25 protein-coding genes are annotated in these 25050 nt (G+C 64.1%); 10 read left to right on the top strand and 15 right to left on the bottom strand.

Annotation, left to right across the window (positions count from 1 at the left end; translation table 11 throughout):
* Positions 1-99 precede the first annotated feature (99 nt).
* From FJ973_RS02540 to FJ973_RS02525, 4 genes are all read right to left on the bottom strand, one after another.
* Positions 100-1470 carry a HAMP domain-containing sensor histidine kinase gene (locus FJ973_RS02540; protein ID WP_140492112.1) on the bottom strand — a complete coding sequence of 457 codons (1371 nt, stop codon included), beginning with the start codon at positions 1468-1470 and terminating at the stop codon, positions 100-102.
* Complete coding sequence (locus tag FJ973_RS02535) at positions 1467-2150, bottom strand: winged helix-turn-helix domain-containing protein (RefSeq protein WP_140492109.1); 684 nt, start codon at positions 2148-2150, stop codon at positions 1467-1469. Before FJ973_RS02535 ends, FJ973_RS02540 begins: the two co-directional genes overlap by 4 nt.
* Before the next feature lie 103 nt (positions 2151-2253).
* Entirely contained in the window at positions 2254-3051 is a 798-nt protein-coding gene (locus tag FJ973_RS02530; RefSeq protein WP_140492106.1) for a hypothetical protein, read from the bottom strand.
* A gap of 32 nt (positions 3052-3083) precedes the next feature.
* Positions 3084-3341, bottom strand: a complete 258-nt coding sequence (locus tag FJ973_RS02525) for a hypothetical protein (protein WP_140554773.1) — start codon at positions 3339-3341, stop codon at positions 3084-3086.
* A 261-nt stretch (positions 3342-3602) separates the two neighbouring features.
* Between FJ973_RS02525 and FJ973_RS02520 the strand changes: the two genes are divergently transcribed.
* A complete protein-coding gene (locus FJ973_RS02520) occupies positions 3603-4238 on the top strand; it encodes an isoprenylcysteine carboxylmethyltransferase family protein (protein ID WP_140554772.1) in 636 nt (211 codons plus the stop codon).
* A gap of 48 nt (positions 4239-4286) precedes the next feature.
* On the opposite strand, the gene FJ973_RS02515 is transcribed toward FJ973_RS02520, so the two are convergent.
* Positions 4287-4772 carry a hypothetical protein gene (locus FJ973_RS02515; RefSeq protein WP_140554771.1) on the bottom strand — a complete coding sequence of 162 codons (486 nt, stop codon included), beginning with the start codon at positions 4770-4772 and terminating at the stop codon, positions 4287-4289.
* 211 nt (positions 4773-4983) lie between these two features.
* Here FJ973_RS02515 and FJ973_RS02510 point away from each other — a divergent pair, with 211 nt between their 5' ends.
* Both FJ973_RS02510 and FJ973_RS02505 read left to right on the top strand, forming a co-directional pair.
* Positions 4984-5349 carry a RidA family protein gene (locus FJ973_RS02510; RefSeq protein WP_140554770.1) on the top strand — a complete coding sequence of 122 codons (366 nt, stop codon included), beginning with the start codon at positions 4984-4986 and terminating at the stop codon, positions 5347-5349.
* 40 nt (positions 5350-5389) lie between these two features.
* Positions 5390-6625: an amidohydrolase/deacetylase family metallohydrolase gene (locus FJ973_RS02505; RefSeq protein ID WP_140554769.1), complete on the top strand. Its 1236-nt coding sequence runs from the start codon at positions 5390-5392 to the stop codon at positions 6623-6625.
* A 232-nt stretch (positions 6626-6857) separates the two neighbouring features.
* Here FJ973_RS02505 and FJ973_RS02495 read toward each other — a convergent pair whose 3' ends face one another.
* Both FJ973_RS02495 and FJ973_RS02485 read right to left on the bottom strand, forming a co-directional pair.
* Positions 6858-8648, bottom strand: a complete 1791-nt coding sequence (locus tag FJ973_RS02495) for an NAD(P)/FAD-dependent oxidoreductase (RefSeq protein WP_140554768.1) — start codon at positions 8646-8648, stop codon at positions 6858-6860.
* A 195-nt stretch (positions 8649-8843) separates the two neighbouring features.
* Positions 8844-9788 (bottom strand): MurR/RpiR family transcriptional regulator, encoded by a 945-nt coding sequence (locus FJ973_RS02485; RefSeq protein ID WP_140492084.1) that lies wholly within the window; start codon positions 9786-9788, stop codon positions 8844-8846.
* 326 nt (positions 9789-10114) lie between these two features.
* Between FJ973_RS02485 and FJ973_RS02480 the strand changes: the two genes are divergently transcribed.
* The 5 genes from FJ973_RS02480 (at position 10115) to FJ973_RS02460 (ending at position 15945) form a co-directional block, all read left to right on the top strand.
* A complete protein-coding gene (locus FJ973_RS02480; protein ID WP_140554767.1) occupies positions 10115-10948 on the top strand; it encodes an ABC transporter ATP-binding protein in 834 nt (277 codons plus the stop codon).
* Positions 10945-11799 carry an ABC transporter permease gene (locus FJ973_RS02475; protein WP_140492076.1) on the top strand — a complete coding sequence of 285 codons (855 nt, stop codon included), beginning with the start codon at positions 10945-10947 and terminating at the stop codon, positions 11797-11799. The genes FJ973_RS02480 and FJ973_RS02475 overlap by 4 nt, the downstream gene beginning before the upstream one ends.
* An 89-nt stretch (positions 11800-11888) precedes the next feature.
* Complete coding sequence (locus FJ973_RS02470) at positions 11889-13061, top strand: ABC transporter substrate-binding protein (protein WP_140554766.1); 1173 nt, start codon at positions 11889-11891, stop codon at positions 13059-13061.
* A 177-nt stretch (positions 13062-13238) separates the two neighbouring features.
* Positions 13239-14330 (top strand): Gfo/Idh/MocA family oxidoreductase, encoded by a 1092-nt coding sequence (locus tag FJ973_RS02465; protein WP_140554765.1) that lies wholly within the window; start codon positions 13239-13241, stop codon positions 14328-14330.
* Between the two features lie 178 nt (positions 14331-14508).
* Positions 14509-15945: an amidase gene (locus FJ973_RS02460; protein ID WP_140554764.1), complete on the top strand. Its 1437-nt coding sequence runs from the start codon at positions 14509-14511 to the stop codon at positions 15943-15945.
* A gap of 241 nt (positions 15946-16186) precedes the next feature.
* On the opposite strand, the gene FJ973_RS02450 is transcribed toward FJ973_RS02460, so the two are convergent.
* Positions 16187-17428 (bottom strand): Xaa-Pro peptidase family protein, encoded by a 1242-nt coding sequence (locus tag FJ973_RS02450; protein ID WP_140554763.1) that lies wholly within the window; start codon positions 17426-17428, stop codon positions 16187-16189.
* Positions 17429-17778: 350 nt separating this feature from the next.
* Between FJ973_RS02450 and FJ973_RS02445 the strand changes: the two genes are divergently transcribed.
* Complete coding sequence (locus FJ973_RS02445; protein WP_246675816.1) at positions 17779-18366, top strand: SapC family protein; 588 nt, start codon at positions 17779-17781, stop codon at positions 18364-18366.
* Positions 18312-18575: a SapC family protein gene (locus tag FJ973_RS31195; protein WP_246675815.1), complete on the top strand. Its 264-nt coding sequence runs from the start codon at positions 18312-18314 to the stop codon at positions 18573-18575. The genes FJ973_RS02445 and FJ973_RS31195 overlap by 55 nt, the downstream gene beginning before the upstream one ends.
* Positions 18576-18626: 51 nt before the next feature.
* Here the strand turns inward: FJ973_RS31195 and FJ973_RS02440 are convergent, their stop codons facing one another.
* The 7 genes from FJ973_RS02440 to FJ973_RS02410 form a co-directional block, all read right to left on the bottom strand.
* Entirely contained in the window at positions 18627-19190 is a 564-nt protein-coding gene (locus FJ973_RS02440) for a type 1 glutamine amidotransferase domain-containing protein (protein ID WP_140554762.1), read from the bottom strand.
* 298 nt (positions 19191-19488) lie between these two features.
* Entirely contained in the window at positions 19489-20304 is an 816-nt protein-coding gene (locus FJ973_RS02435; protein ID WP_181170855.1) for a transporter substrate-binding domain-containing protein, read from the bottom strand.
* Between the two features lie 38 nt (positions 20305-20342).
* On the bottom strand, positions 20343-21002 hold the full coding sequence (locus FJ973_RS02430) for an amino acid ABC transporter permease (protein WP_140492032.1): 660 nt from the start codon (positions 21000-21002) through the stop codon (positions 20343-20345).
* Positions 20999-21643 (bottom strand): amino acid ABC transporter permease, encoded by a 645-nt coding sequence (locus tag FJ973_RS02425; protein WP_140554761.1) that lies wholly within the window; start codon positions 21641-21643, stop codon positions 20999-21001. The genes FJ973_RS02430 and FJ973_RS02425 overlap by 4 nt, the downstream gene beginning before the upstream one ends.
* On the bottom strand, positions 21640-22401 hold the full coding sequence (locus tag FJ973_RS02420; RefSeq protein ID WP_263483292.1) for an amino acid ABC transporter ATP-binding protein: 762 nt from the start codon (positions 22399-22401) through the stop codon (positions 21640-21642). Before FJ973_RS02420 ends, FJ973_RS02425 begins: the two co-directional genes overlap by 4 nt.
* Before the next feature lie 39 nt (positions 22402-22440).
* Positions 22441-23610, bottom strand: coding sequence for an FAD-binding oxidoreductase (locus FJ973_RS02415; protein ID WP_140554760.1), 1170 nt, complete (start codon positions 23608-23610; stop codon positions 22441-22443).
* Positions 23611-23672: 62 nt separating this feature from the next.
* Positions 23673-24968, bottom strand: coding sequence for an aspartate aminotransferase family protein (locus FJ973_RS02410; protein ID WP_246675814.1), 1296 nt, complete (start codon positions 24966-24968; stop codon positions 23673-23675).
* Positions 24969-25050 lie beyond the last annotated feature (82 nt).

The following is a 25050-nucleotide window of genomic DNA, read 5'->3' as shown; positions in this document are numbered from 1 at the left end:
TCGGTCGATCCTAGCGAGGCGAGTTGTCGGGCAGCTGGCCGGCGCCTTACGGATCCGTAAGACCGGGATGACGGACAGAGGATCCAGGTCTATCGCCGGCTAACCCGACGCCAGCGGGAAACTCACCATCACGGCGAGACCCGGCCGGCAGTCCTCAAGCGTGATCGATGCGCCGTGCAGGTCGGCGATGGCCCTAACGAGGCTGAGGCCGAGGCCGCTGCCTGGCGTCGAGCGGCTGTGGTCCAGCCGGTAGAGCCGCTGGAACACTTTTTCACGCTCGTACGCCGGGATGCCAGGACCGTTGTCGGCGACTCTGGCCAGGATATGCTCGTCCCGGCGTTCGGCCGACAATTTGATCGCGGTGCCGGGCGGGCAATGGCGCAGCGCATTCTCGACCAGGTTGGCGAACATCTGCATCAGCAGCTCGCGATCGCCATGGATCCGGTCCGTCGTCCCGTCCAGCCGCTGCGACGACAGCGACTTGCAGTCGTCCTCTGCCACCTCGGTGTAGATCTCGGCGATGGTTTGCAGAATCTCGCCGAGATCGACATCGGTAAAGCGCGCCTTACGCGCGCCAGCCTCGATCTGTGCAATTCTAAGCAGCGCGTCAAAGGTCTCGTTGATCTGGTGACCCTCCGCGCGCGCGTCGGCCAGGTCGCCGGAGACATCCTGATCCTGCGCCGCCTTGTCGGCCGCGCCCTCCAGAATCATCTGCAGCCGATTGAGCGGCGTCTTCAGATCGTGCGCAATGTCGGCGCTGACCTGCTTCATGCCTTCGACCAGCGCCGACAGACGATCAAGAGCCGCATTGACCTGATTGGACACGACGTCGATGTCGTCGCCATTGCCGGTCAGTGGAATGCGGGTATCCAGCCGGCCATGCGAGACATCCACCATAGTGGCGGCAATGCCGTCGAGCCGGCGCTGAACGCGCGAGGCGAGCAAGGCGCCGCCGGCCACCGCCAGCCCGGCGATGATCAGCGTCGCCCAGCCGAAGCTCATCAGTATGATAGTTTCCAGTTCCTCCGTCTCGGACAGGCTGAAGGCGATCGTCAGATTGTTGCCGCCAATCGAGCCGGAATAGGCACGGTATTGGGCACCGGCCGGCACACCGGGCATTTTTGCGTCGAGCATCGAGAACCCGTCGGGAACTCCAGCCGCGGTGAAGTTGCCGGCCAGACGGTTGCCGGCCGCGTCGGTCAGCGAAAAGAGCTGTTCCTTCTTGGAGCTGAGCTGCGAATGACTCTCGACCGTGGCGATCAGGTCCTCGAGGTCGCTCTCGGTATACGTTGCGGCGACGACCGAGTAGGTTTCCCTGATGGTTTCGTCGAGCCGTCCCGCAAGATCGGCGCTCATCATCCGGTAGACGATGGCGCCGGACAGCACGAAAGCCAGCATGAACAGGAAGGCGAACGTCAAGGCGAGCCGGAACGGCGTGCTGCGCGGCAGCCGGGACCATGTCGCGGTCATGGTGAAAGCGGTGCGTGCAGGCTGTAGCCGGTATTGCGGACCGTATGGATGAGCTGGGTTTCGAAAGGCCTGTCGATCTTGGCCCGCAAGCGGCTGATATGGGTCTCGACGACGCTGGTCCTGGGATCGAAATGGAAATCCCAGACGCGCTCCAGGAGCATGGTGCGGGTGATCACCCGGCCCTCGCCGCGCATCAGCACTTCCAACAGGCTGAACTCACGCGGTTGCAGGTCGATCGGCTGGCCCTGCCTGGCAACGCGGCGCATGATCAGGTCCATTTCGAGGTCGGCTACCCGCAGAACGGTCTTCTGCTCCAGTGCGGCCGGCCTGCGGCCGAGCGCATTGATGCGGGCAAGCAATTCGGAAAAGGCGAAAGGCTTGACCAGATAGTCGTCGCCGCCAGCCTCGAGGCCCTCGACACGGTCGTCGATGCCGCCGACGGACGTGAGAAAGATCGCCGGCGTGCGCACGCCCGCCGCACGGACCGCCTTAACCATCGACAGGCCGTCGAGGCCTGGGATCATCCGGTCGGCCACGATCACGTCATAGCCGCCGCTGGTCGCGGCGAAGAGCGCGTCGTGCCCGTTGCGCAATAGGTCGCAGACATGGCCGGCCTCGGTCAGGCCCCTGACGATGTAGTCAGCCGTCCTGTGGTCATCCTCGACAAGAAGAAGTCGCATCGCTGTTCCGGTTGATTGCCGATGTTGGGAACAGGCTAGCACCGGCGTGGGTCCGTTCCTAGGATGGCACGTGGCCGGTAAGCTCGGCTGCGCTTGTCCGGCGTCAGTCCGATTCCAGCAAGATCTCGTCGGCATCGTCTGCGGTCTTCTTCAGCGTCATGTAGAGAACCAGGGCAATGATGCAGCCGAGGAAGATCAGGCTGGTGAAGGTGGTGCCGAAACCGAGGCCGCCATATTCGACTGGCTGCGACAGCAGATCGCCGAAGGAGGCGCCAAGTGGCCGCGTCAGGATATAGGCGAGCCAGAAGGCGAGAATGCCGTCCAGATGAAGCAGGTAATAGGCACCCGCGATGACCGCGATTACGCCGCCGAACAGCAGGCCGGTCGTCAGGTAGCCCATGTCGAAGCTCTCGGCGACGAGATCGCCGGCGGCGGTGCCGAGCGAGAAGGTGAACAGGATCGCCAGCCAGTAGAAGATCTCGCGCCGGGTGGTGAAGATGGTGTGGATCGACAGCGTCCGCTCGCTTGCATACCAAACAGCGAATGTGGCGGCGAGCATGACGGTGAAGGCGATCGTGGTCGTTTCGAGACGCACGCCGAAATTGTCGACCAGATTGTCTGATATCAGCGTGCCGACGACGCTGATCAGCACCACCGCCAGCCAGTAAGCCCAGGGCACGTAGCGTTTCTGGGCGAACTGGAGGGCAAGGGCAACGACTAGGACGCCGGTCATGATCAACGACGTGGCGGTCAGCCCAAGGCCAAGGTTGACGGCGAGATAGTCAGCCGCCGTCTCGCCCATGGTCACCGCCATCAGCTTGATCAGCCAGAAATCGGCGGTGACGTCCGGGACCCTGTTGTGGGTCGATCCGGCGGGCTTTTGCGCGTTGGAAGTGAGCATGGCGGATGTCCTGCGGTTTGTGATTCGCGGACTTACTTGCCTATGACCTTCATGGCCTGGGCGAAGAAGTCGTCGGCGCGCTTATCATCGTCGGCATTGCAGCGTTGGATGCCCTGGGTCTCCAGTTCCGAGACCTTCGCCTTGTCGGAGGCGCCGAGCTTAACCGTAGCCTCCGCCGCGCGAAGAGCCTTCAGTGTGTCCTCGCAAGGTGCGGTGGCGGCGAAAACGGGCGAGATCGAAGCCGAGACAGCGAGGCTGCCCACCGCAATGGCAAGTGCAAATCTTCTCATGAAACCAGTCCCTGTCCGATGCCGGTGGTCCGGCGGCCATAGTTGATGTCGGCCCATGGCGGACCGGCATCGCAATGATATGGAAGCGACTTCACTCCAGCCTGTCCGCCGGCATACAAATTCGTAAGGTTGGACCTGGTTGGCGCAAAAAGGCTTTACGAACGTCGTGCGCTGCTTTGATAGAAAGCGATTGCCTTGTATCCGCCATCAATGGCGTGCCCGAGTGCACGCGGGCCTCGCCAGCGCCCCAGGAAAACACGAATGACCTACGCTTCCCTCAAGCCGGTCTCAGAGGCCTTCGTCCAGCGCAAACGGCTGATTTTCGTGCGAGTGGCGGCGGTGTTCGCGGTCCTGCTTCTGTTCCTCACCAAGCCTGGGCTCAACGAGGGCTCGCAAGGCCACGAGACGCTCGAATTCCTCGGCTTCTGTCTGGTGCTCGCCTGCGTCGCCGGCCGGCTCTGGAGCATCCTCTATGTCGGCGGCAAGAAAAACGAGGAACTGGTCTCGATCGGACCGTTCTCGATAAGTCAGAACCCGCTCTATTTCTTCTCGACGGTGGGCGCTGTCGGTATCGGACTGCTCTACGGCTCGGTTCTCGCGGCCGTGGCGCTGGGCGCTGCCAGCTTCCTCATCTTCCGCGTCACGGCGCGCAAGGAAGCCGAATACCTCCTGGGCAAATTCGGCCCGGCCTATCTCGCCTACACCAAGGCCACGCCGCGCTTCTGGCCGAACCCGCTGCTCTACCGCGACAATGACGAGTTGCAATTCTCGACGCGCGCGCTGAAGCGCACCTTCTATGACGGGCTCTATTTCCTGGCCATTTTCCCGGCCATCGAGCTGATCGAATATCTCCGGGAGAGCGGGCTGCTGTTCCCGCCCTTCGTGACGCTCTACTGATCGTCGGATCGGTTGCAAAAACCGACCCGCCCTCGACAACAGGCGCTATCAGCCTCCCAGCGGATAGGGCATGTAGCCGACGAAGCCCGCGATCTTCCAGCTGCCGCCGACCGTCCTGCAGAAATACAGCGTCTGCCATTTCAGCCGATCGACGCCGCCATCCGCCTTGGCGACGGTGCCGTCGAATTTCTTGTGCAGCACGGCGCGGTCGCCGTCGACATCAATGTCGCGCAGATTGGTGACGCGGAACAGCGCCTCGCGCAGCGGCTCGGCGAATTTGGTCGCCGCCGTTTCCTTGGCCTGGCGCAGCCACTCGTCGCGATAGATCTCCAGCCGCGGGAACTGCAGCCGCCAAGCGTCGGCGTTGGCAAGAAAATGCGCGTGCATGCCGAAGAAGCTTTCGGCGATGAAATCGTCCTCGACCATGGACCAGTCCTGACCGATGAAGGCATCGATGTCGCGCCGCACCAGCATCTCCCAGAGGGCGTGGCGGTCGGCATCACCTGATGGAAACGGGTTCTTGTCGAAGGTCATTCTCGGTTCTCCGCTCTGGAAATGCGCCCGTCCGTTTCAAGCCCGGCCGGCGAGCGCGCACGATGCAAGCGCTTCTGTAATAAAGCAACATGGATTTCCAGGAATGTTGCTTCCAACAAGGCCTCTATCGGGATCGCCTCGATCGGGGTAAATCTCGGCCGAAGCGGGCGCTCCCATCGTGTCCCGTCATAGCATCAGAGGAGGTCCGCTCTTGCCCAAGCAATGTTTTGGAACGTCGCATGTCCCGCTGTCACCCGCGGTGCGGGCCGGCGACTTCGTCTATATCTCGGGCCAGGTGCCGGTCGGCGGCGACGGCATCGTGGTCAGGGGCGGCATATCGGAACAGACGGAGCAGGTGCTTTCCAATGTCAAGGCGGCGCTGGCGCTGGCCGGCTGCACCATGGACGATGTGGTCAAGACCACCGTCTGGCTGGAGGACGCGCGCGACTTCGGCGCCTTCAACGCCGTCTATGCGAGGCATTTCCCGAAGAACCCGCCGGCCCGCACCACGGTCGAATCGCGGCTGATGATCGACATCAAGGTCGAAGTGGAAGCCGTCGCTTACCGGCCGCTCTGACGGCCGTCGGCGGGGATGGAACGAAGCGGAGGCGCGCCCGATGCAATTTGATCTTCTGTTCAAGGGCGGGCGGCTGATCGATCCGGCGGCCGGGCTCGACGCGCCGCGCGATCTTGCCATCGCCAATGGCCGCGTCGCCGCCATCGACGCCGACATTCCCGCCGACCGCGCGGCCAGCGTCATCGATGCCAAGGGCTGCATCGTGGCGCCCGGCCTCGTCGACCTGCACAGCCACGTCTATTGGGGCGGCACCTCGCTCGGCGTCGATGCCGACCGGCTGGCGGCCAAGAGCGGCACCACCACCTTCATTGATGCCGGCAGTGCCGGCGCCGGCAATTTCCTCGGCTTTCGCCGTCATGTCATGGAGCGCTCGAAGGTGCGCATCCTGGCCTATGTCAACATCTCCTTCGCCGGCATTTTCGGCTTCTCGCAGACCGTCTCGGTCGGCGAGTGCAGCGATCTCAGGCTCTGCGAACCGCGCGAAGTGGTGGCGGCGGTGCGCGAGCACGCGGACGTCGTCGTCGGCGTCAAGGTCCGCTCCGGCAAGCATGCCGGCGGCACCAGCGGCATCGCGCCGGTCGATCTGGCGCTGGAGGCGGCCGACAAATCCGGTCTGCCGCTGATGGCGCACATAGACGAGCCGCCGCCCGGGCGCTCGGAAGTGCTGCCGCGCCTGCGCAGGGGCGATATTCTCACCCATTGCTTCCGGCCGTTTCCCAACGCGCCGGTCTTCGCCTCCGGCGCCGTGCGGCCCGACATGCGGCTGGCGCGCGAGCGCGGCGTCATCTTCGATCTCGGCCACGGCATGGGCTCGTTCGACTTCGAGGTCGCTCGCGCCATGCTGGCCGAAGGGCTGGCGCCCGACGTCATCTCGAGCGACGTGCATCTCTACTGCGTCGACGGTCCGGCCTTCGACATACTGGTGTGCATGTCGAAGCTGCTGGCGCTCGGCATGCCGCTGGTCGAGGTGTTGCGCGCCGCCACCCAAGCGGCGGCGCAGGCGATCGCGCGGCCTGATCTGGGCACGCTCAAGGTCGGAACCGCCGGCGACGTCGCGCTGCTGCGGCAGCATTCCGGCCGCTTCACCTTCATCGACGCAGTCGGCGCCTCGCTGGTCGCCGACCAGCGGCTGGTCTGCGAAGGCATCGCCATCGGCGGCGCCTGGTGGCCGAACGAGACGATGAACGATGTCGGCGACACCGAGCGTTTCGAGGCGCATGTGGGGCATACGCATGTCGAGGTCGCGGCCAGGCATTTTGGGCACCGGCATGATTGATTGATCTCGGTAGCACTGCGCCGCCTGTCTTGCCGCGGCTGCGAGTTTGGCGAATGGCTTCCCCCACTCCGTCGCTGCTCCGCAGCGCCACCTCTCCCCCCTCCGGAGGGAGAGGAAGGGAGCCTCCCGGCATAAGCTCGCGCCCTTCCTCTCCCCCGTCGATCGGGGGAGAGGTGTCGAGCGAAGCTCGACGGAGTGGGGGTCGACCTTCCCTTGAAGCAACGCTTCCGCTTCACCGTCGCGCGTTGCTGACCGCCCCATAAACCGGCGTATCAATCCCCTCCATCCGCGCCTTGATCTGCAGCGCCACATATTTCGAATAGAAGCGCGAGAGCGCCAGATTGCCGCCGTGGAACCACAGCGCTTCCTGTGCCGTCGGTTTCCACATGTTGCGCAGTTCGCCCTGCCATGGCCCGGGGTCGCCCTTGACGCCGGAGCCGAGGCCCCAGCACGGGCCGACCCTGTCGGCGACCTCGCGCGAGACGATTTGCGCCACGGTTTCGTTCATCGACTGATAGCCGGTGCAGGCGATGATGGCGTCGGCTTCAAGCTCGCTGCCGTCCTCGAAGAGAATGCCTTTCACGGTCAGCGACTTGATCGCCACGCCGCTGCGGATGCCGATCTTGCCGTCGATGATCAGGTCCGAAGCGCCGACATCGATGTAGTAGCCGGAGCCGGTGCGGTAGGCCTTCATCAGCAGGCCGGTCTCGTCGTCGCCGAAGTCGAGGGCGAAGCCGGCGGCGGCGAGGCGTTCGTAAAAAGCCGCGTCGCGCGTGCGGATGACGTCATAGAGCGCCCGCTGGCCCTTGGGCACCAGCGCAAAGGGCGTCGAAGCGACGATCATGTCGGCCTTTTCGGTGGTGATGCCGCGCGCCAGCGCGTTCTCCGAAAAGATCTCGAAACCGACTTCCATCAGCGTGTCCGACTTGACCACGGTCGTCGGCGAACGCTGGATCATGGTGACCTCGGCGCCGCTTTCCCAGAGATCGACGCAGACATCGTGCCCGGAGCTCGCCGCGCCGATGACCGCAGTCTTTTTGCCGCGGAACTTCTCGCCGCTGGAATACTGGCTGGAATGCAGCAGCTCGCCCTTAAAGTCACCGGCGCCCGGCAGGTCGATCGGCCGCGCCGGACCGTAGGCGCCGGTGGCGAAGACGATGTGCTTGGGCTTCAGCGTGATGTGCTGGCCGACGCGGTCCACGACCACGGTCCAGACCTTCTCGGCCTCGTCATAGCTGGCGCCGACGCATCTGGTGGCGACCCAATAGTTGAGCTCCATGACGCGCGTGTACATTTCCAGCCAGTCGCCCATCTTGTCCTTGGGCGTGAAGACCGGCCAATTGTCGGGAAACGGAATGTAAGGCAGATGGTCGTACCAGACCGGATCGTGCAGCACGAGGGTGCGGTAGCGCTTGCGCCAGGAATCGCCCGGCCGGGCATTCTTCTCGATGACGATCGAGGGCACGCCGAGCTGCCTGAGCCGCGCGCCCAGCATGATGCCGCCCTGGCCGCCGCCGATGACCAGGCAATAGGGCTGCTCCGAAGCGCCAAGCTCGCGGGTCTCGCGCGCCCGCGCCTCCGACCAGATCTCGCGCTCCGGGTCGGCCTTGTGGCGCACGCCCAGCGGCCGCGTCGCGCCCTTGCGCTCCTCGAATCCTTTCAGGTCGGTCATTGCCGTGAACAATGTCCGGCAGCGGCCGTCGCGCAGGCGCATGATGCCCTGGCCCGAGGCCACGGCGGTCTCGAAGGTGAACCAGGCCTCGATTATCCCCTCGTCCGAGGTGGCTTCGCCGGTGAGCTGCCATCTTGCCGGCCGCGTCGCTGCCAGCGTCGCCTTCAGCATGTCGGCGATCGCCTCGCGCCCTTCCATCGTGGTGACGTTCCAGGTGAAGGTCAGGAGGTCACGCCAGTAGCAATCGTCGACGAACAGGTTGGCCGCGGCCGCTATGTCACCGGCTTCGAGCGCCTTGTCGAAAGCGCCGAGCCATGCGGCTGCCTGTTGCGATGGTGCTATTTCGAGCATTTGTTTCCCTCTTTTTCGCGTTGGCGCTGTCCGGTGTTCCCTTCTCCCCTTGTGGGAGAAGGTGGCCTCGCGGAGCGAGGTCGGATGAGGGGTGCTCCAGCTCGGCACGGCCGGCACTCCGTCACCCACCCCTCAACCGTCTCGGCGCTGCGCGCCGATCCACCTTCTCCCACAAGGGGAGAAGGGAAAAGCCTCCTAATCCCCGAGCGGCTCCATCTCCTTGCCGGTGCGGTGGATCTGGGCATTGTATTTGATGCGGCGGACCGTCTCGCGGGCCGAGCCGTCGAGCTTGTAGGCGGCAGCCACCGCCATGAGGTCGATCATGGCCAAAAAGGCGAAGCGCGATGCCGTCGGCTTCAGCGTATCGGGATATTCCGGCACCGCTACGGTCAGCCTGACGTCGCCGACGCGCGCGAGCTCGGTGTCGGGCGCCGTCACGCAGATGGCATTGGCGCGGTAGTGCTTGGCGAGTTCGACCGCCTCGATCACCTCGCGCGTGCGCCCCGTCGCCGAAATGGCGATCACCAGGTCGCCGGGCTTCAAGGTCGAGGCGGTCATGCGCATGAGATAAGGGTCGCATTGCGCGCTGATCGATATGCCGTAGCGAAACAGCCGGTACTGCGTTTCCTGCGCCAGCGCCGAGGAACTGCCGCCCAGTCCGAACACCGTAACCTGGCGCGCCTTGGCGATCAGCTCGGCGGCCTTCTGCAGCTGGACCGGATCGAGCTGCCGCTCGGCCTCCTGCAGCGCCCGCCGCGCTTCGCCGAACACCGCGTTCCAGAACGGCATGCCGGTGTCGTTCTCCCTGGCTGGCGAAGTGTCCAGATAGAGCGCGCCGACGACGAGGCTCTGCGCCAGCTTCAGCTTGAAATCACGCACGCCCTCGCAGCCGATGGCGCGGCAGAAGCGGGTCACCGTCGGTTCGCTGACGCCGGCACGCTGGGCAAGGGCGGCGTTGGAGGCATCGACCGCGTATTTGACGTCGTCGAGCACGACATCGGCGACGCGGCGCTCGGCCGGACGCAGCTCGGCATAGGTATCCTTGACCAGCGAGATGATGTCGGGAATGCGCCGCACAGGCTCACCCCCGTCCGCCTCGCCATCCGTCATCAGGTTTTCCCGGCTGTCAGCTTCGGTCATGAAGTGGCCTTCCCTGGTCCCTTGTCGACCTCTTACCATGCTTGCACGCTGTCGTTCCATGTGCACGGCCCCGCTGCAACTGCTGCGTGCCGTTGCGGCATGCCACCCGGCTTTGCCCATCTGCAACGCCGCCTTGTTGTGCCACTTTTCCCGAGTATGTAGGAAAGCAACACGCATTTCAAGATAAAGAAAAGACAATGAAAGCAGACATATAGGGGAATAGGCGGCTCTCAACGACGGAACGATCGCGCTCTTCGCTTGACACCAAAGTAGGATAGTTACACACTGACTTTGGCAGTCGATTGGACGCACTCTCCGAGGGGCGGATGAACGCGGGCGAAACAACAGCGCCGAAGCTTGGTGTGCAGGCAGCGACCAAGATCTATCACACCGCATCCGGCGACCTCCTGGCGCTGGACCGCTGCAGCCTCGACGTCCACGCCAATGAAATCGTTTCGATCGTCGGCCCGTCCGGCTGCGGCAAGACCACGCTTTTGTGGTCGATGTCGGGCTTGCACAGCCTGACCGGCGGCGAGATCCGGCTCGACGGCGTCAAGATCACCGGGCCGCATCCCGACATCGGCATCGTGTTCCAGGAAGCGAACCTGCTGCCTTGGCGCAATCTCGATGCCAACATCCGCTTTCCCTTCGAGATCAAGGGCGAGAAACCAGACCGCGCATGGATCGCGCATCTGCTCCACCGCGTCGGGCTCGACGGTTTCGGCGGCAAGTTCCCGCGCGAGCTTTCGGGCGGCATGCAGCAGCGCGCCGCGATCGTGCGGGCGCTGGCGCCAAAACCCTCCGTGCTTTTGATGGACGAGCCGTTCGGCGCGCTCGACAGTTTTACCCGCGAGGAGATGAACCGTCTCGTCGAGGAGATCTGGCTCGACACCAAGACCACCATCGTCTTCATCACCCACAGCATTGAGGAAGCAATCTTTCTCTCCGACCGCGTGGTGGTGCTGAGCGCGCGGCCCGGCCGCGTCGCCAGGGAGTATCGCGTGCCGTTCGCGCGACCGCGCTCGCTGGAGATCATGGCGACGAAAGAGGTTTTCGACCTCACCAACCGGATCAAGATGGACATCGTCGGCGAGCGCGCCAGGCCCAAGGCACCGGAGCAGGAACGCGTCGGCGCCGAGATCGTGAGGATCAGGCCGTGAGCGACGCCATCCCGGAATTCTCGAAATCGAAATCGGGGGCCAAGTCCGGCGATGGGCAGGACGTCAGCCTGACCAATCTCTCGGCCTTCGCCAGCGGCCCCGGCATCAAGTCGGGCAAGGAGGTGGCGGCGATCATAGCTGTCGCCGTGATCATCATCGGCGGCATCGAATTGGCGCTGCGCCTGTTCCATGTGCCGCTCTATATCATGCCGCCGCCAAGCTCGATCGCCTATGCGCTGTTCGACGAGTTCCCGCTTATTGCGCCGCATCTCGGCTATACGCTGGTCGAGCTGGTTTCCGGCTTCGCCATCGGAGCCGTCGTCGGCCTGGTGCTGGCCGCCGTCATCACCCAGTTTCCCTTCGCCGAAAAGATCGTCGCGCCCTACATCCTGCTTCTCGTCACCACGCCGATGCTGGCGCTGGTGCCGCTTTTGATCCTTCGCTTTGGTTTCGGCTACACGCCGCGCATCATCGCGGTGGCGCTGGCCGCCGGGCCGATGGTGATGATAAACGCAGCCACCGGCTTTCGCCGCGTCGACAGCGCCAAGATCGCGCTGGCGCGCTCCTACGGCGCCAGCACCTTGCAGATATTCTGGAAGATCCGCGCGCCGATGGCGCTGCCTATGATCCTGGTCGGGCTGATGATCGGCGCCATCTTCGGCCTGCTGACCGCAGTCGGCGCGGAGATGGTCGGCGGCGGCTTCGGCCTCGGCAACCGGCTCACCACCTATTCGTCGATGATCCAGATGCCGCAATTCTTCGCCGTGGTGCTGATCCTGTCGACGCTCGGCATCCTGATCTACGTGCTGTTCTTCCTGATCGGCAAGAAATGGGCGAGCTGGGAGGCTTGAGCACGAGATCATGAACGCCCCGGAGTGGGCGAGGAGCGGGCGAAAGGCCATCGATCAACAAGAAGGTCAATCAACAAAAGGGGAATGCCATGACCGACCAGAACTCATTCCAGACGGCGACAAGAACGGGCATCAGCCGCCGCACCTTCCTGCAGGTGACGGCAGCCGGCGTCGTGACCGCCACCGCGCTCGGTGCATCGGGCTTGAAGGCCAGGGCGGCGGCCTATGAGAAATTCACCTGGATCTCGCCGCGCGGCACGCTCGAAGTGCTCGACGACTATCCTTATTGGGCAGCCAAGAAGGCAGGCTATTTCGATGGGCTCAGTACCGACATGCAGCCAGGCCCGTCAGACGGCACGGCGACGGTGAAGTTCGTCGATGTCGGCCAGGCCGATATGGGCTTTCCCTCGCCCGGCGTGTTCTCCTTCGCCATCCAGAACGGCATGAAGCTGAAGTCGGTGTTCCACATGGGCGCGCGCGACACGTTCTCCATCGCCTTCCGCAAGGGCGAGGGTACGAACGACTTGAAGAAGCTGGAAGGCAAGACCATCCTGCTCGGCTCCGCCGCCTGGCAGTCGATCACCGATCCGCTGCTCGCCGCGCAAGGCGTCGACATCAAGAAGGTCAAGTATGTCGAGGCCGGCTGGCCGACGTGGGGCACCGCGCTCGCCGGCGGCCAGGGCGACGCTGCCTTGTCGTGGGAGGGGCTGCGCGCCGAATGGATCGCCAAGGGGCTCGACTTCGAATACTGGCTCGGCGTGAAGAATTCCAAGCTGCCGGCCAACACCTTCGTCGTGCGCGCCGCCGATCTCGAAGATCCCGACAAGAAGGCGTTCCTGGAAAAATATCTGCGCGGCTGGGCGATGGGGCTGGAGTTCGGCTACCAGAACCCACGCGCGGCGGTCGAAGCGGTGTTCGAGCAGTTCCCGACATTGGCCAAGAACCTCGGCCCCGAGCTCGGCACCACCTCGATCCTGCAGCAGATCAACGTCTTCCGCGGCGACATGGACAAGCGCGGCGGCTGGGGCTCGCACGACATGGCGAGCTGGCAAGGCTTCTTCGACGAGATCCACAAGATCGGCCAGATCACCAATCCGGTGAAGGCCGAGGATGTCTGCACCAACGAGCTGATTCCGGCCGCCAACGACTTCGACAAGGCCAAGGTCAAGGCCGATGCCGACGGCGTCAAGCTGACGGAGGGCTTTGCCGCGCTCGATGTCGAGAAGATCAAGGCGCATCTGTTCGATTCGGCGGTGAAGTAAGGGCTGCAAAAGAGGTCATGTCGTTCATTGCCCTGTCTTGGCTCCTTTCCTCTCCCTCCGGACAGGGGAGAGGAAAGGGCAGGCGGATGAGGGGCGGCGCCAACCTGAAGTGATTGTTCTGGATGCCCAGGCGCGGCAGCAGCTCGCCAGGTCCTATCAAAAAATTGGGAGGCTGAATTGGCCGACAAAATAAAAGTGCTGGTGGTGGGTCTCGGCAATATGGGCGCCTCGCATGCCAGCGCCTATCACCGCTCGGACGGCTTCGAGATCGTCGGCATCATGAGCCGCTCGATCAAGAGCAACAAGAAGATTCCAGCCGAATTGTCCGGCTATCCGCTTTACGAGGATTTCGATCAGGCGCTTGCGGAGACCAGGCCGGACGCCGTGTCGATCAACAGCTGGCCCAACACCCATGCCGAATACGCGCTGAAGGCGATAGCGGCCAACTGCCACGTGTTCATGGAAAAGCCGCTCGCCACCAACATCGAGGATGCCGAGAAGGTCGTCGCGGCAGCGCGGGCGAAGAACCGCAAGCTGGTGCTTGGCTATATCCTGCGCGTCCACCCGTCCTGGATAAAATTCATCGAGGTCGGCAAGACGCTGGGCAAGCCGCTGGTGATGCGCCTCAACCTCAACCAGCAGAGCAGCGGCAGCGCCTGGCACTGGCACAAGAACCTGATCGACTCGCTGATCCCGATCGTGGATTGCGGCGTGCACTATGTCGACGTCATGTGCCAGCTCACCGGCGCCAGGCCCGTGCGCGTGCACGGCATCGGCGCGAAGCTCTGGGCGGAAGCCGACAAGCAGAATTACGGCCATCTCCACGTCACCTTCGATGACGGTTCGGTCGGCTGGTACGAGGCAGGCTGGGGCCCGATGATGAGCGAGACGGCCTATTTCGTGAAGGACGTGGTGGGGCCGAAGGGCGCGGTGTCGATCGTCGCCGGCCAGCAGACGAGCAGCGCAGCGGAAGCGGCGGAGGTGTCGAACTCGGCCGACATCGACCGCCACACCAAGACCGACGCGCTGAAGATCCATTATGCGGCGGTCGACGCCGACAAGAACTTTGCGAAACCCGACGAGATCGTCAGCATGGAAGACGAGCCCGGCCACCAGGAGCTCTGCGACCGCGAGCAGGCCTTCTTCCTGCGCGCCATCCGCGAGGATCTCGATTTGACCGAGCAGATGGACGCCGCCGTCAACAGCCTGCGCATCGTGCTCGCCGCCGAACAGAGCATCGAATTGGGGCGCACCGTCGAGCTGGCGTGAGAGCGCGCTGCCGGGGGCAACAGCTTCAGATCTGCGCCGCCCCTCACGCAGCGCCCCCGAGAAGATTCTCCCGTCACTCACGGGGAGAAGGTGCCGGCAGGCGGATGAGAGGCGGCGCAAACGTCGGCCCGAAGCGATAGCTCGGGCGCGGCGCGAGGCAAAGATTGGGAGGAGAGACATGGTCACCGACAGCCTGCTGAAAACCTATGCGAACTCCGATGCGCTGGACCTTGCCGACTTGGTGCATCGGGGCGAGGTTTCACCTGCGGAACTGGTCGAGGCGGCGATCACGCTGGTCGAGCAGCTCAACCCGGCGCTGAACGCGGTCATCCATCGCCTCTACGACATGGCGCGTGCCCAGGCGCAGACGGTCGACAGATCAGCACCTTTCGCCGGCGTGCCGTTCCTGCTCAAGGAACTGGCCTCGTCCTGGACCGGCGCCCCGAACACCAACTCTTGCCTCTACCTGAAAGATGTCGTCGCCGATTTCGACACCGAAGTCGTGCGCCGCATGAAGGCGGCGGGGCTGGTGCTGGTCGGCAAGTCGAACGCGCCGGAGAATGGCTGGTCGATCACGACCGAGCCAAAACTCTACGGCGTGACCAGGAACCCGTGGAAGGAAGGCATCACGCCAGGTGGCTCGAGCGGCGGCGCGGCGGCGGCCGTTGCTTCGCGCATGGTGCCGATCGCCGAGGCCAGCGACGGCGCCGGTTCGATCCGCATTCCGGCCTCCTGCTGCGGCATCGTCGGGCTGAAGCCGTCGCGCGGCCGCGTCAGCCTGGCACCGTTCGGCGACTATTGGTATGGCGGCGCCTACTTCCTGTGCTGCTCGCGCAGCGTGCGCGACACCGCGGCCTATCTCGACGCGCTGGCCGGCGCCTTGCCGGGCGACCCCTATACGCCGCCGGTCCCCGACGCCTCCTGGCTCAGCCTGTCGTCACTGGCGCCGAAGAAGCTGCGCATCGGCTTCACCGTCACCCCGCCCAACGGCACGGCCATCGATGCGGACGTGAAGGCGGCCGTGCTGGCCACCGTGGCGGCGCTGGAGCGGCTGGGACATGACGTCGAGGAACACGACATGCCGCTCAATGCCGATGCCATGTGGGCCACCTACACCAACATGACCTGCGTACAGACGGCGGCGACCTTCGACTATCATGAAACGGTGATCGGCCGGCCGGTGACGCCTGATGATGTCGAACCGGTGACCTGGGCGATCATCGAACGCGGCCGTGCGACCAGCGGCACCAGGCACATTTCCGATGTCGAGCAGCTCAGGCAGGTCGGCCGCGACATCGTCGGCGACCTTTCGCCCTACGACCTCTTCATCACCCCGACGCTGACGCAGCTGCCACGCCCGTTCGGCTATTACGACATGTCGGAGACCGACATCGACCGCTACAACGCCAAATGGACGGATGCGGCGTTCGCCTTCCCCTTCAACATCTCAGGCCAGCCGGCCATCTCGCTGCCGCTCGGCTGGTCGAAAGACGGCGTACCGATCGGGGTGCAGCTTGTCGGCCGCTACGGCGACGAGGCGACGGTGCTGGCCGCGTCGGCGCAGCTCGAGCGGGAAATGCCGTGGAGGGACAGGCGGCCGCCGGTGAGCGGTTAATCGCTCGCGACAGGGCACCCATCGCCGAGTTCTGTGGCGCCCCCCTCTGTCCTGCCGGACATCTCCCCCTCAAGGGGGGAGATTGGAAGTTTCGGCGCCGGCTCATCTTGTTCTTGCAACGTTGAAAATTGGCGAAAGCGGGAGCGATAATCGATCTCCCCCCTTGAGGGGGAGATGCCCGGCAGGGCAGAGGGGGGCGCCGTAGGGCGCTGACAGTGACACCGTCACGATCCCGCCCTCGCTATCCTATCCTCTCCAATCGCCTTGGCAGCCGGTTCATCGCGGCTGGCCCATCCGGCGTGATCAGGAACTGGTCCTCCAGGTTGAAGCTGGCGAGGCCGTCGATGTAGAGCGGGATCTCGAAGGCCAGCACCATGCCGGCTTCGACCAGGACATCGCTGTCGGCCGCAATGAACGGCCATTGCTCCGAGAACACAGACTGCCCGACACCGTGGCCGAAATGCCCCCGGCGGTAGGAGCGCAGGCCTTGCCGCGCCAGGCTGTCGGTGGCGACGCGGTGCACATGGCCGATCGAATTTCCCGGCACGAGTGCCGCCAACCCGTCCTCGAAAGCGCGCTCGGCGATCGCGTGCAATTCGGCCTGGTCGGCGGAAGCGGGACCGAAAGTGAAGTTGCGCGACATGTCGGACGCATACCCGCCGATCGTGCAGACCATGTCGCATTTCAGCGGATCGCCGGGCATTGCCTTGGCATCGGCACCCTTGGCCCGGGCGCCGAGCGTCACATATTCCGCCGTCGCGACCGGATGGGAGAGGCCCGCCGCCGCCGCGGCCACGCCTTGCCGGTAGAGCGCGACGAGATCGGCCTGGCGCATGCCGGCCATCGCATCGACCTGCAGCCGCTCCAGCCCTGCTTCAGACAGGATAATGCCTTGCCGCAGGAGCTCGATCTCGCGTTGCGACTTGATCGCCCGCAGCCGATCCAGCACCGGCGAGCCGTCGATCATCCGGCACTGCGGCAGCAGCGCCTGCATGGCGGAAAAATCGGCGGCTGGAACAAAGCCGAGATCGATGCCCAGCGTTGCGCGCTCCAGTCCGAATTCGGCAAGCAAGGCTTGCAGCTGGCGCACCGAGCCGGCGAGATCGAAGGTGGCGGGGCGCGCGAAATCCGGCGCGCGGCCAAGCGAGACAAGGCCAGCCTCGATACGCTCCGCCAACGGGCCGCGGGTTCCCGTCTCGACCGGCGCGAATTCGATCCAGATCGGGTGCGAACGCACAACTGCTTCGGGCGCGGCGATCCGCAACTGTCCCGCACTGAAATCCGCGACGACGACGCCGATCGGCAGGTCCTGCCGGGCCGGGATGACAACGAAGCCGGCGCCGGCACGCCGGAACAGCCCCGCCGGTCCGATCGACACACCGGTCGCATAGTGGAAGGCCTCGGGCGCTGAGAGCACCAGCGCCTGCAGGCCGGCGCGTTGCATCAGTTGCATCGCGCGCTGGCGGTCGACAAAGCCGGTCATGGTTCTCTCCGGATGGCTGAAGCGACATCGGCTCCTCGTATCCTTGCAATCCCGGACGGAAGACTCCCACGGCTTCCCGGAATTTTGCCATGTGATGCCACTGTCGCCGCTTCGCGGCAGGCTGTCCATAGGCCGGCATGGTTGCGGGCGTCCCGCAAGGCGATTAGGGCGCAAACGCCAAAATACAGCAGCGCGTGTCCTTTTATGCGCGCCGGCGACGCTGTAGTACTTTGTCCCTGCGCAGGATTGCTTCGAAGCAAGGGCCGGCGCGACAAGAACAGACCCCGCTTTGGGAATTCAATGCTGGACGGGCCGGCCTGGTTGGCCGGCGCGAGGAGGAAAACGGACACATGGCTGACAGCGGTGCGAAGACGGAAACGGCGGGCGAGGCCTTGCCGCTGTTCTATTCCAGGCCCGAGGCGCTCAATCCGGCGCGGCACGGTTCACTCGGCCTGACGGCGCGCAGCGATTTCTCCTTCGCCCGCTCGGCGCATGCCATCCCGGTGGTGGCCTCGGAAATGCCGGCGGCGATGCGCTCCTACCCGATCGTTTTCATCGGCACCGCCAAGGCGCCCGTCATCATCACCGGCCTGCGCCAGGACGAGAACCTGTTCGTCGACGCCGACGGCAACTGGGCCGGGCCGCACTACATCCCCGCCTATGTCCGCCGCTATCCCTTCATTCTCGCCGACGATCCCAAGCAGCCCGGCCGGCTGACGCTGTGCGTCGACCGGGCGAGCGAGCGCGTCATCGACCAGCTGCTGGCGCCGTTCCGCGACGACAAGGTGCTGCCGTTCTTCAGCGGTAACGAGGCGACCGAGGCGACGAAGCAGGCGCTCGCCTTCTGCAACCAGTCCAGATCGACTTCAGGGCGACCCGCGAGATGGTCGACAAGATCGACGCGCATGCCCTGTTCGCGCCGCGCCAGAGCAAGGTGACGCTGGAAGGAGGCGAGGTGCTGAACCTCACCGATTTCCAGGTGATAGACGAGGCCGCCTTCAACAGATTGAGCGACGAGGCCTTCCTCGACCTGAGAAAGTCAGGCGCGCTCAGCCTGCTCTACTGCCACCTTGCCTCGACCAACAGCTGGACGTCGCTGGTGCATCAGGCGTCGCTGCGCAAGGCGGAGGGGGCGAAGAGCGCCTGAACAACCCATGCCGAGATCCTTCGCGGCGCGGCTGGTGAACAAGGTTCGGCGCTAAGCCGCGGCCCGCCTGTCGTGCCGCCCTTCCCTGATCTCTTCCGTGAGCTTGTCGCAGAAGGCGTCGAGATCGCCGGGATTGCGACTGGTGACCAGCCCCTGGTCGGTGACGACCTCGCTGTCTTGCCACAGGCCGCCGGCATTGATCACGTCGGTCTTGATCGACTTGTAGGATGTGACGCGGCGGGCTTTGATGATCCCGGTCTCGACCAGAAGCCAGGGCGCATGGCAGATCGCGCCGACGACCTTGTTGGCCGTCCAGAACGAACTGATGAAATCCAGCGCCTTGCGCTCGACCCGCAACAGGTCGGGATTGATGACGCCGCCGGGCAGAACGATCGCATCGTAGGCATCGGCGCGGGCCTCGTCCAAGCTCTTGTCGACCGGAACTTCGCGCCCCCAATCCTTGTGGTCCCAGCCCTTGATCTTGCCGCTTTCGAGCGACACGATTTCGACCTCGGCGCCGGCCTGGCGCAGCTTGTTCAGCGGCACCTCAAGCTCGGACTGTTCAAAACCATTCGTCGCAAGGATGGCGACGCGCTTGCCGGAAATATCCTGCATCGTTTTTCTCCATGATTGGATTGGATGCAGGGCTAACGAGCCTGAACCGGTACCGTTCCTCGCTGTAACCTTATGTGACCGGAGGGATCTGTGGTGCGCTGTACTGCACCACGGGTCTCCTTTCCTCATCAGCTCTCCTTAGTGAAGGACTGTTACCCTTTTCGTGTCTCAGACTCGGGGTGCACTACGAAATTCTGCTCGCGGATCGCAGCCGCGCAGCAAACGTACAGGCCGCCCCCCGCATCCGGTTTTCTTCCTAGAAGCGGGGGCAGGCAGGGCGGCCCTTCATACCAGCGGCTTACTCGATGACGCGGGCTTCACCGACATCTGCGGCTGACGGATCCAGCCCGTAAGCCTTGAGCGCTTCGGCGATAGCGCCGTTCTTGCGGTAGACATCGAGCGAAGCGTCGACCGCCTTAACGAAGCCCTCATTGCTCTTGTCCAGCAGGAAGGCGGTCTGCGACGGGTTCATGGTCGCATCGATGCGCGGATCCGGCTTCAGGACATGCACCTCGTAGTTCTGCCCTTCGTTCTGAATGACAGCGGAGCCGAAGCCGTCGAGCGCCGCCTCAATACGACCGGCATGAAGATCCTGGGCGAGGTTCAGCGACGATGGATAGGTCTTGGAGCCTTCGTAGAGCTTCTCCATGTCCTGGACCCACAGATATCCTTCCACGGTGCCGACCTTCTTGCCCAGCAGACCGTCGACGGTATCAATGCCGTCGGTCGAGGTGACGGACAGTTGGTCGAGATAGACCGGCGTGGACAGAGCGACGACCTTCGCGCGGGCGGCGGTACGATAGAAGCCGCCAAGCGCAATGTCCGCGCGCCGCGACTGAACTGCGGAAACCGCGCCTGGATATGTGAAGATCTCATACGTGATCTCGAGGCAATTCTCCTTGGCAAAACGCTTCACGAGATCGCCGTCGATACCCGCGATGCCGCCGTCTTTTTCGAGCGAATACGGAGCGGTGTTGGTGAGCGCGACGGTGAGTTTGCCCGCCGACACGGTTTCGAAAGCATGCTCCGGCTTGCAATCCTGTGCGGACGCGACGCTGGCACCCATGGCCGTGGCAATGGCTGCGGCCGAGATGATCTTACTCCAATTTTTCACTTTGCTCTCCTCTGACATTGATGGTTTTTGATTGCAGGTCAGCCGAGATGGCTGCCCAGCCTACGTTCGGTGTACGAGACCAGCCACCCGAACGGGACGGTGATGGCGAGGTAGAACAGGCCCGCCAGGATCAGGACATCGAGGTAGAGGTAGGTGGCCGCACCCACGCGATAGGCGCGCGCCAGAAGTTCGGGGATGGCGATCGTGTATGTAAGGGCCGTCGCCTGGAAGATGAGAATGGCAAAGCCCATCAGCGCGGGTATTGCGAACAGGATTCCCTGGGGGACCACCACGAAGCGCAGGATGTCCCGGCGGGTCATGCCGAGCGCCAGGCCCGCCTCGATCTCACAATGCGGAACCGCGTTCAGACCGGCCCGAAGGATCTCGCTGGTGTAGGCGCCTGTCGTTAGCGCCAACGCAATCACGCCAGAGGTGAAGGCACTTACGGTCATCCCCGAAGCAGGCAATCCATAGTAGACCATCTGCAGGACGACGAGTGCAGGCGCGCCGCGCCCGATCTCGACCAGTACCACCGCGAAATAGCGGACGAGCCTGTTTCCAGAGGAGGAGGCAAGCGCAAGAACGAGACCGATAGGCAATCCGAACAGCAGCGCCAGGCCCGCCAACTGGAGACTGACAAGAACTCCTTGGAAAAGCTGGGGGGACCAGTCCAGCCAGTTGGCCAGCATCTCGCTCATTTCGCTTGCCCTCTTGAGCGCAGCCGCTCGTCCATGGCGCGTGCCAACACGACAACGGGTATCGACAGCGCGATGTAGAGAAGCGCAGCGAAAATGAACGGCATGAAGCTGCCGCCTCCGCCTTGGGCCTGCTGCGATGCGTACATCATCACGTCGCGGACACCGATCGTGGAGGCCACGGTCGTGTCTTTGAGCAGGCTGACAAGAAAGGTCGCCATGGGCGGAACCGAGACGCGCAGGACCTGCGGCGCCAGGATGTAGCGCAGCGTATCCAGGCGCGTCATACCGAGCGCCGTGGACGCCTCCCGCTGGCCCTTCGAGAGGGCCAGGAAGCCACCCCTGTAGATTTCAGCGAGATAGGCCGTTGATACCAGCCCCATACCCAGGATGGCAGCCTGATAGGAACTGAGAACGATCACTCCGCTGCCCAATCCGAAGAAGATAATGAACAGCCAGACGATCGGCGGGATTCCCCGGACAACGTCGATGTATATGCGCGCCGGCACGCTTAGAAGGAGCCACCGGGACCGTCGCATCAGCACCAGCGGCACGGCTGCGATGGCCCCGACTGCGAAAGCGCCGAAGGTCACCAGCAGCGTGGCCGGAACGCCTCTGAGCAGTGAAACCAGCAGGTCGATCATCTGCGATCGACCACGGCACGGAAGAACTGCCGCGTGCGCGGCGACGACGGGTTGCGGATCACGGCATCAGGCGGACCCTGCTCGATGATCTCTCCATTGGCCATGACGATCACGCGGTCGGCGACGTCTGCGGCAAAGGCGATCTCGTGCGTGACGATGATCATTGTCATGCCTTCCTGGGCGAGCTCGCGCATCACGGCCAACACCTCAAGCCCGAGTTCGGGATCCAGGGCGCTCGTGGGTTCGTCGAAGAGCATCACCTTGGGGTCAAGAGCCAGGGCGCGTGCGATCGCGATACGCTGCTGCTGGCCACCCGACAGGCGCGCCGGGTAGGAGTGCGCCTTGTCCGTAAGGTGTACGCGTTCGAGCAATTGGGCGGTGCGCGCGTCCGCCTGCTCCCTGGTGCGCCCCAGAACCCGCATCTGCGGCAGCGAAATGTTGCGCTGCACGGTCATGTGCGGAAACAGGTTGAAGGACTGGAAAACCATCCCGGTGGAACGTCGGAGCCTCAACAGCTCTCCGGCGGACAGATTGCGGTCGACCGAAAACCGGATGGCGCCCACTTCGAGGGTACCGGATGACGGCTGTTCGAGCATGTTGATCGCACGCAGCAGCGTGCTCTTCCCCGCGCCGCTGGGTCCGACGATCGCCACGACCTCGCCGCGCGTAATGTCGAGCGAGACGTTTTTCACGGCGTGATGGCCGCCATAGATCACGTTGATGTTCTTGATGCGGACGATGTTTTCTGCCTCGGGCATGGCTTCTTTGTCCTTGCGCTAACGCCGGTGTCCTACTGGTCAAGCCGCCGCAGTATGTATGGCGGGGACGTTTCTTTCCGGAGTTGGAGCGAGACTCTCGGTGCCTGGGATCGATGCGGGAGAGCCCTTGAGCACCCAGTCCGCGACGATCAGGCCTATCACCGGCGCGAGCTGGATCCCGTAGCCGCCCGCACCGGCCGCGGTGATCAGACCGGGCTCGGACTGATCGACTGGTCCGACATGGGGACGGTGGTCGGCGGTGACAGGGTAGAGGCCTGCCCAGCCCCGGCCGAGCCGGGCGCCCGGCAGATCAGGCACGCGCTCGATCAGCATCTCGGCCAGCATGACCTTGGACCCTTCCTCGCACTGCTCGTTGTAATTGTCCGGATCCTCGGGCGAGGGCGAACTTACCTTGTGTATCTCGGCGATGAGCTCGCTCGCTTTCTCGTGCCGAAAGTTGAGTCCGGTGCCCTGCCCGTTCACCAGATCCATGACCATCGGCATTGTGTAGGGGAGCGGCGCGTCCAGGTGGATTGTCAGCGCCTCGTGGCGCTCGGGGTGGATGTGAAGCGTCTGTCCAAGCATCTCGGCAACGCGTGGCGCCCAGGCGCCTGCCGCGTTCACGACGAAGTCGCAGCCGATCGGACCCTTGCTGGTGTCCAACCGATAGCCACCGGATGTCCGCGCGACACCAAGCAGCTTGCGGAACTGGAAAACCTCGGAGCCGAGCTTCTTCACCTCTTGCGCCAGCAACGTGCACATTTCGTGGGGATCGAGGAAGCCGTCGTCCGGCCCGAAGATGCCACCTTCGAGCCCATCTGAACTCAAGTGCGGCACGAGCTGCTGGAGCTCGTTCGCCTGGTAGACCCTGGATCTGAAGCCGGCATCGAGCTGGATATCCACCGAGCGGGCGAACAGTTCCATCTGCTCGGAGGTGCGCGCCAGACGCAGATAGCCGATAGGGCTGAAGCCGAGACCGAGGCGCTCCTGCCACCGGCGGATGCGCTGCACGGATTGCATGCGCAGCTGGATCTCGAACGGATCCGTCAGCTGTGTACCAACGACCCCGACCGAGCGGCCGCTGGATCCTGACGCAATGGATTGTGCGTCGATGACGGTGACGCGAGCGCCCTGTTCCGCGAGCGCGTGCGCAGAGCACATGCCGAGGGTGCCCGCACCGATGACGACGACGTGAGGAGAAGCTGTCATGTGACTTCCATCTGTTGCTGCGTCGTCCCGTGCCGGATGGATCCGGCGCCGGACGCGCTACGTCATTGCTTTGCGATTGCTGCGAGGGCGCCGTCGATTGCGGAAAGGATCTCGCGTGCGTCTTTCTCGGTCATGGAGGTGGAAAGCGCGAAGAGTCCGTAACTCGCCGAAAGCACGCCGCGGTCGAGCAGACCCTTGTGGAACAGGTCGAGCTTCGTGCGTTCGGACGCACCCGGATAGACCGACCGATAGTCCGTGATCGGCAACGCCGTGAAATGGACTTTGAAGAGCGAGCCGAGACCGACGCACTGCCCGTTGAGGCCGTGGCGAGCAAGCGAGGCCGTGATGCCGTCGCGAAGCAGGCTGCCGATAGCGTCCAGATGCGCGAAGCTGGCCGGGGTCAACGCGCGCATCGCCGCCAGACCGGCTCGCATCGTCACCGGGTTCGCGGTGAAGGTGCCGCCATGCGGCAATGCAGGCTTGCCTCGCGTTGGATCGAACACCGCCATCACGTCGGCGCGGCCGCCGACGGCGCCGACCGGGAACCCTCCGCCGATGATCTTGCCGAGAGCCGTCAGATCGGGCGTGATGCTCCACAGGCCCTGCGCCCCCGAATAGCCAAGGCGGAGCGAGATCACCTCGTCGAAGATCACCAGCGAGCCGGCGGCATGAGCGATCTCGACCATCGCGTCGAGATAATCCTTCCGCGCGGGAATAAGTCCGGCGCGGTTCGGCATCGGGTCGATCAGAACACCCGCTATCGAGTCTCCATGCGCGTCGAAGACGGCACGCAGCGCCTCCGTATCGTTGAACGGCACCGCGATGACGTCGTCGAGAACTCCCTTCGGCGTGCCTTTCGCGTATGCCGTCGAGGCAGGCATGTCGCCCCAGTTGGCGGGCGAGCTGTCCAGGCTGACTTCCGCGAAGTCGTAGGAGCCATGGTAGGCACCTTCGATCTTGACGATCTTCGGCCGCTCGGTGAACGCCCGAGCCGCCTTGATCGCCATCATGACGCCTTCCGTGCCGGAGTTGGCGAAGCGAACCTGCTCGACCGACGGGAGGCGCTCCACCAGCAGTTCAGCAAGATCAAGTTCGCTCTCGGTGGGCGCTCCGAAAGCCGATCCCCGGGGCATCTGGTCCACCACCGCCGCCGTGACGGCGGGATGGCCGTAGCCATGGATCATGGCCGTGAAATTGTTGATGCAGTCGTAGTAGACGTTTCCATCGACGTCCCAGACGCGGCAGCCCTCGCCGCGCTGGGCATAGATCGGAAACGGGTCGATGAAGACCGTTGTCCGGGTGTTCCCTCCCGGCATGACCTTGCGGGCCCGTTCGAACATCTCGCGGGATTTCGACATTGAATCTGGATAGTGGCGCATAATCTTGTAAACCGATGAAGGAGACAGCCTTGGATGGCCGCGGCGAAGAGCGCGACCTCTT

Source organism: Mesorhizobium sp. B2-1-3, from assembly GCF_006442495.1.
Taxonomy (GTDB): Bacteria; Pseudomonadota; Alphaproteobacteria; order Rhizobiales; family Rhizobiaceae; genus Mesorhizobium.
Note: the sequence above shows the minus strand (reverse complement) of the source record. Positions and strands in the feature narration are given on the sequence as shown.

Coding starts and splice junctions, on each gene's coding strand:
- FJ973_RS02540 (WP_140492112.1), bottom strand. CDS start 1,470: ATGACCGCGACATGGTCCCGGCTGCCGCGCAGCACGCCGTTCCGGCTC.
- FJ973_RS02535 (WP_140492109.1), bottom strand. CDS start 2,150: ATGCGACTTCTTCTTGTCGAGGATGACCACAGGACGGCTGACTACATC.
- FJ973_RS02530 (WP_140492106.1), bottom strand. CDS start 3,051: ATGCTCACTTCCAACGCGCAAAAGCCCGCCGGATCGACCCACAACAGG.
- FJ973_RS02525 (WP_140554773.1), bottom strand. CDS start 3,341: ATGAGAAGATTTGCACTTGCCATTGCGGTGGGCAGCCTCGCTGTCTCG.
- FJ973_RS02520 (WP_140554772.1), top strand. CDS start 3,603: ATGACCTACGCTTCCCTCAAGCCGGTCTCAGAGGCCTTCGTCCAGCGC.
- FJ973_RS02515 (WP_140554771.1), bottom strand. CDS start 4,772: ATGACCTTCGACAAGAACCCGTTTCCATCAGGTGATGCCGACCGCCAC.
- FJ973_RS02505 (WP_140554769.1), top strand. CDS start 5,390: ATGCAATTTGATCTTCTGTTCAAGGGCGGGCGGCTGATCGATCCGGCG.
- FJ973_RS02495 (WP_140554768.1), bottom strand. CDS start 8,648: ATGCTCGAAATAGCACCATCGCAACAGGCAGCCGCATGGCTCGGCGCT.
- FJ973_RS02485 (WP_140492084.1), bottom strand. CDS start 9,788: ATGACCGAAGCTGACAGCCGGGAAAACCTGATGACGGATGGCGAGGCG.
- FJ973_RS02480 (WP_140554767.1), top strand. CDS start 10,115: ATGAACGCGGGCGAAACAACAGCGCCGAAGCTTGGTGTGCAGGCAGCG.
- FJ973_RS02470 (WP_140554766.1), top strand. CDS start 11,889: ATGACCGACCAGAACTCATTCCAGACGGCGACAAGAACGGGCATCAGC.
- FJ973_RS02460 (WP_140554764.1), top strand. CDS start 14,509: ATGGTCACCGACAGCCTGCTGAAAACCTATGCGAACTCCGATGCGCTG.
- FJ973_RS02450 (WP_140554763.1), bottom strand. CDS start 17,428: ATGACCGGCTTTGTCGACCGCCAGCGCGCGATGCAACTGATGCAACGC.
- FJ973_RS02445 (WP_246675816.1), top strand. CDS start 17,779: ATGGCTGACAGCGGTGCGAAGACGGAAACGGCGGGCGAGGCCTTGCCG.
- FJ973_RS31195 (WP_246675815.1), top strand. CDS start 18,312: ATGGTCGACAAGATCGACGCGCATGCCCTGTTCGCGCCGCGCCAGAGC.
- FJ973_RS02440 (WP_140554762.1), bottom strand. CDS start 19,190: ATGCAGGATATTTCCGGCAAGCGCGTCGCCATCCTTGCGACGAATGGT.
- FJ973_RS02430 (WP_140492032.1), bottom strand. CDS start 21,002: ATGAGCGAGATGCTGGCCAACTGGCTGGACTGGTCCCCCCAGCTTTTC.
- FJ973_RS02425 (WP_140554761.1), bottom strand. CDS start 21,643: ATGATCGACCTGCTGGTTTCACTGCTCAGAGGCGTTCCGGCCACGCTG.
- FJ973_RS02420 (WP_263483292.1), bottom strand. CDS start 22,401: ATGCCCGAGGCAGAAAACATCGTCCGCATCAAGAACATCAACGTGATC.
- FJ973_RS02415 (WP_140554760.1), bottom strand. CDS start 23,610: ATGACAGCTTCTCCTCACGTCGTCGTCATCGGTGCGGGCACCCTCGGC.
- FJ973_RS02410 (WP_246675814.1), bottom strand. CDS start 24,968: ATGTCGAAATCCCGCGAGATGTTCGAACGGGCCCGCAAGGTCATGCCG.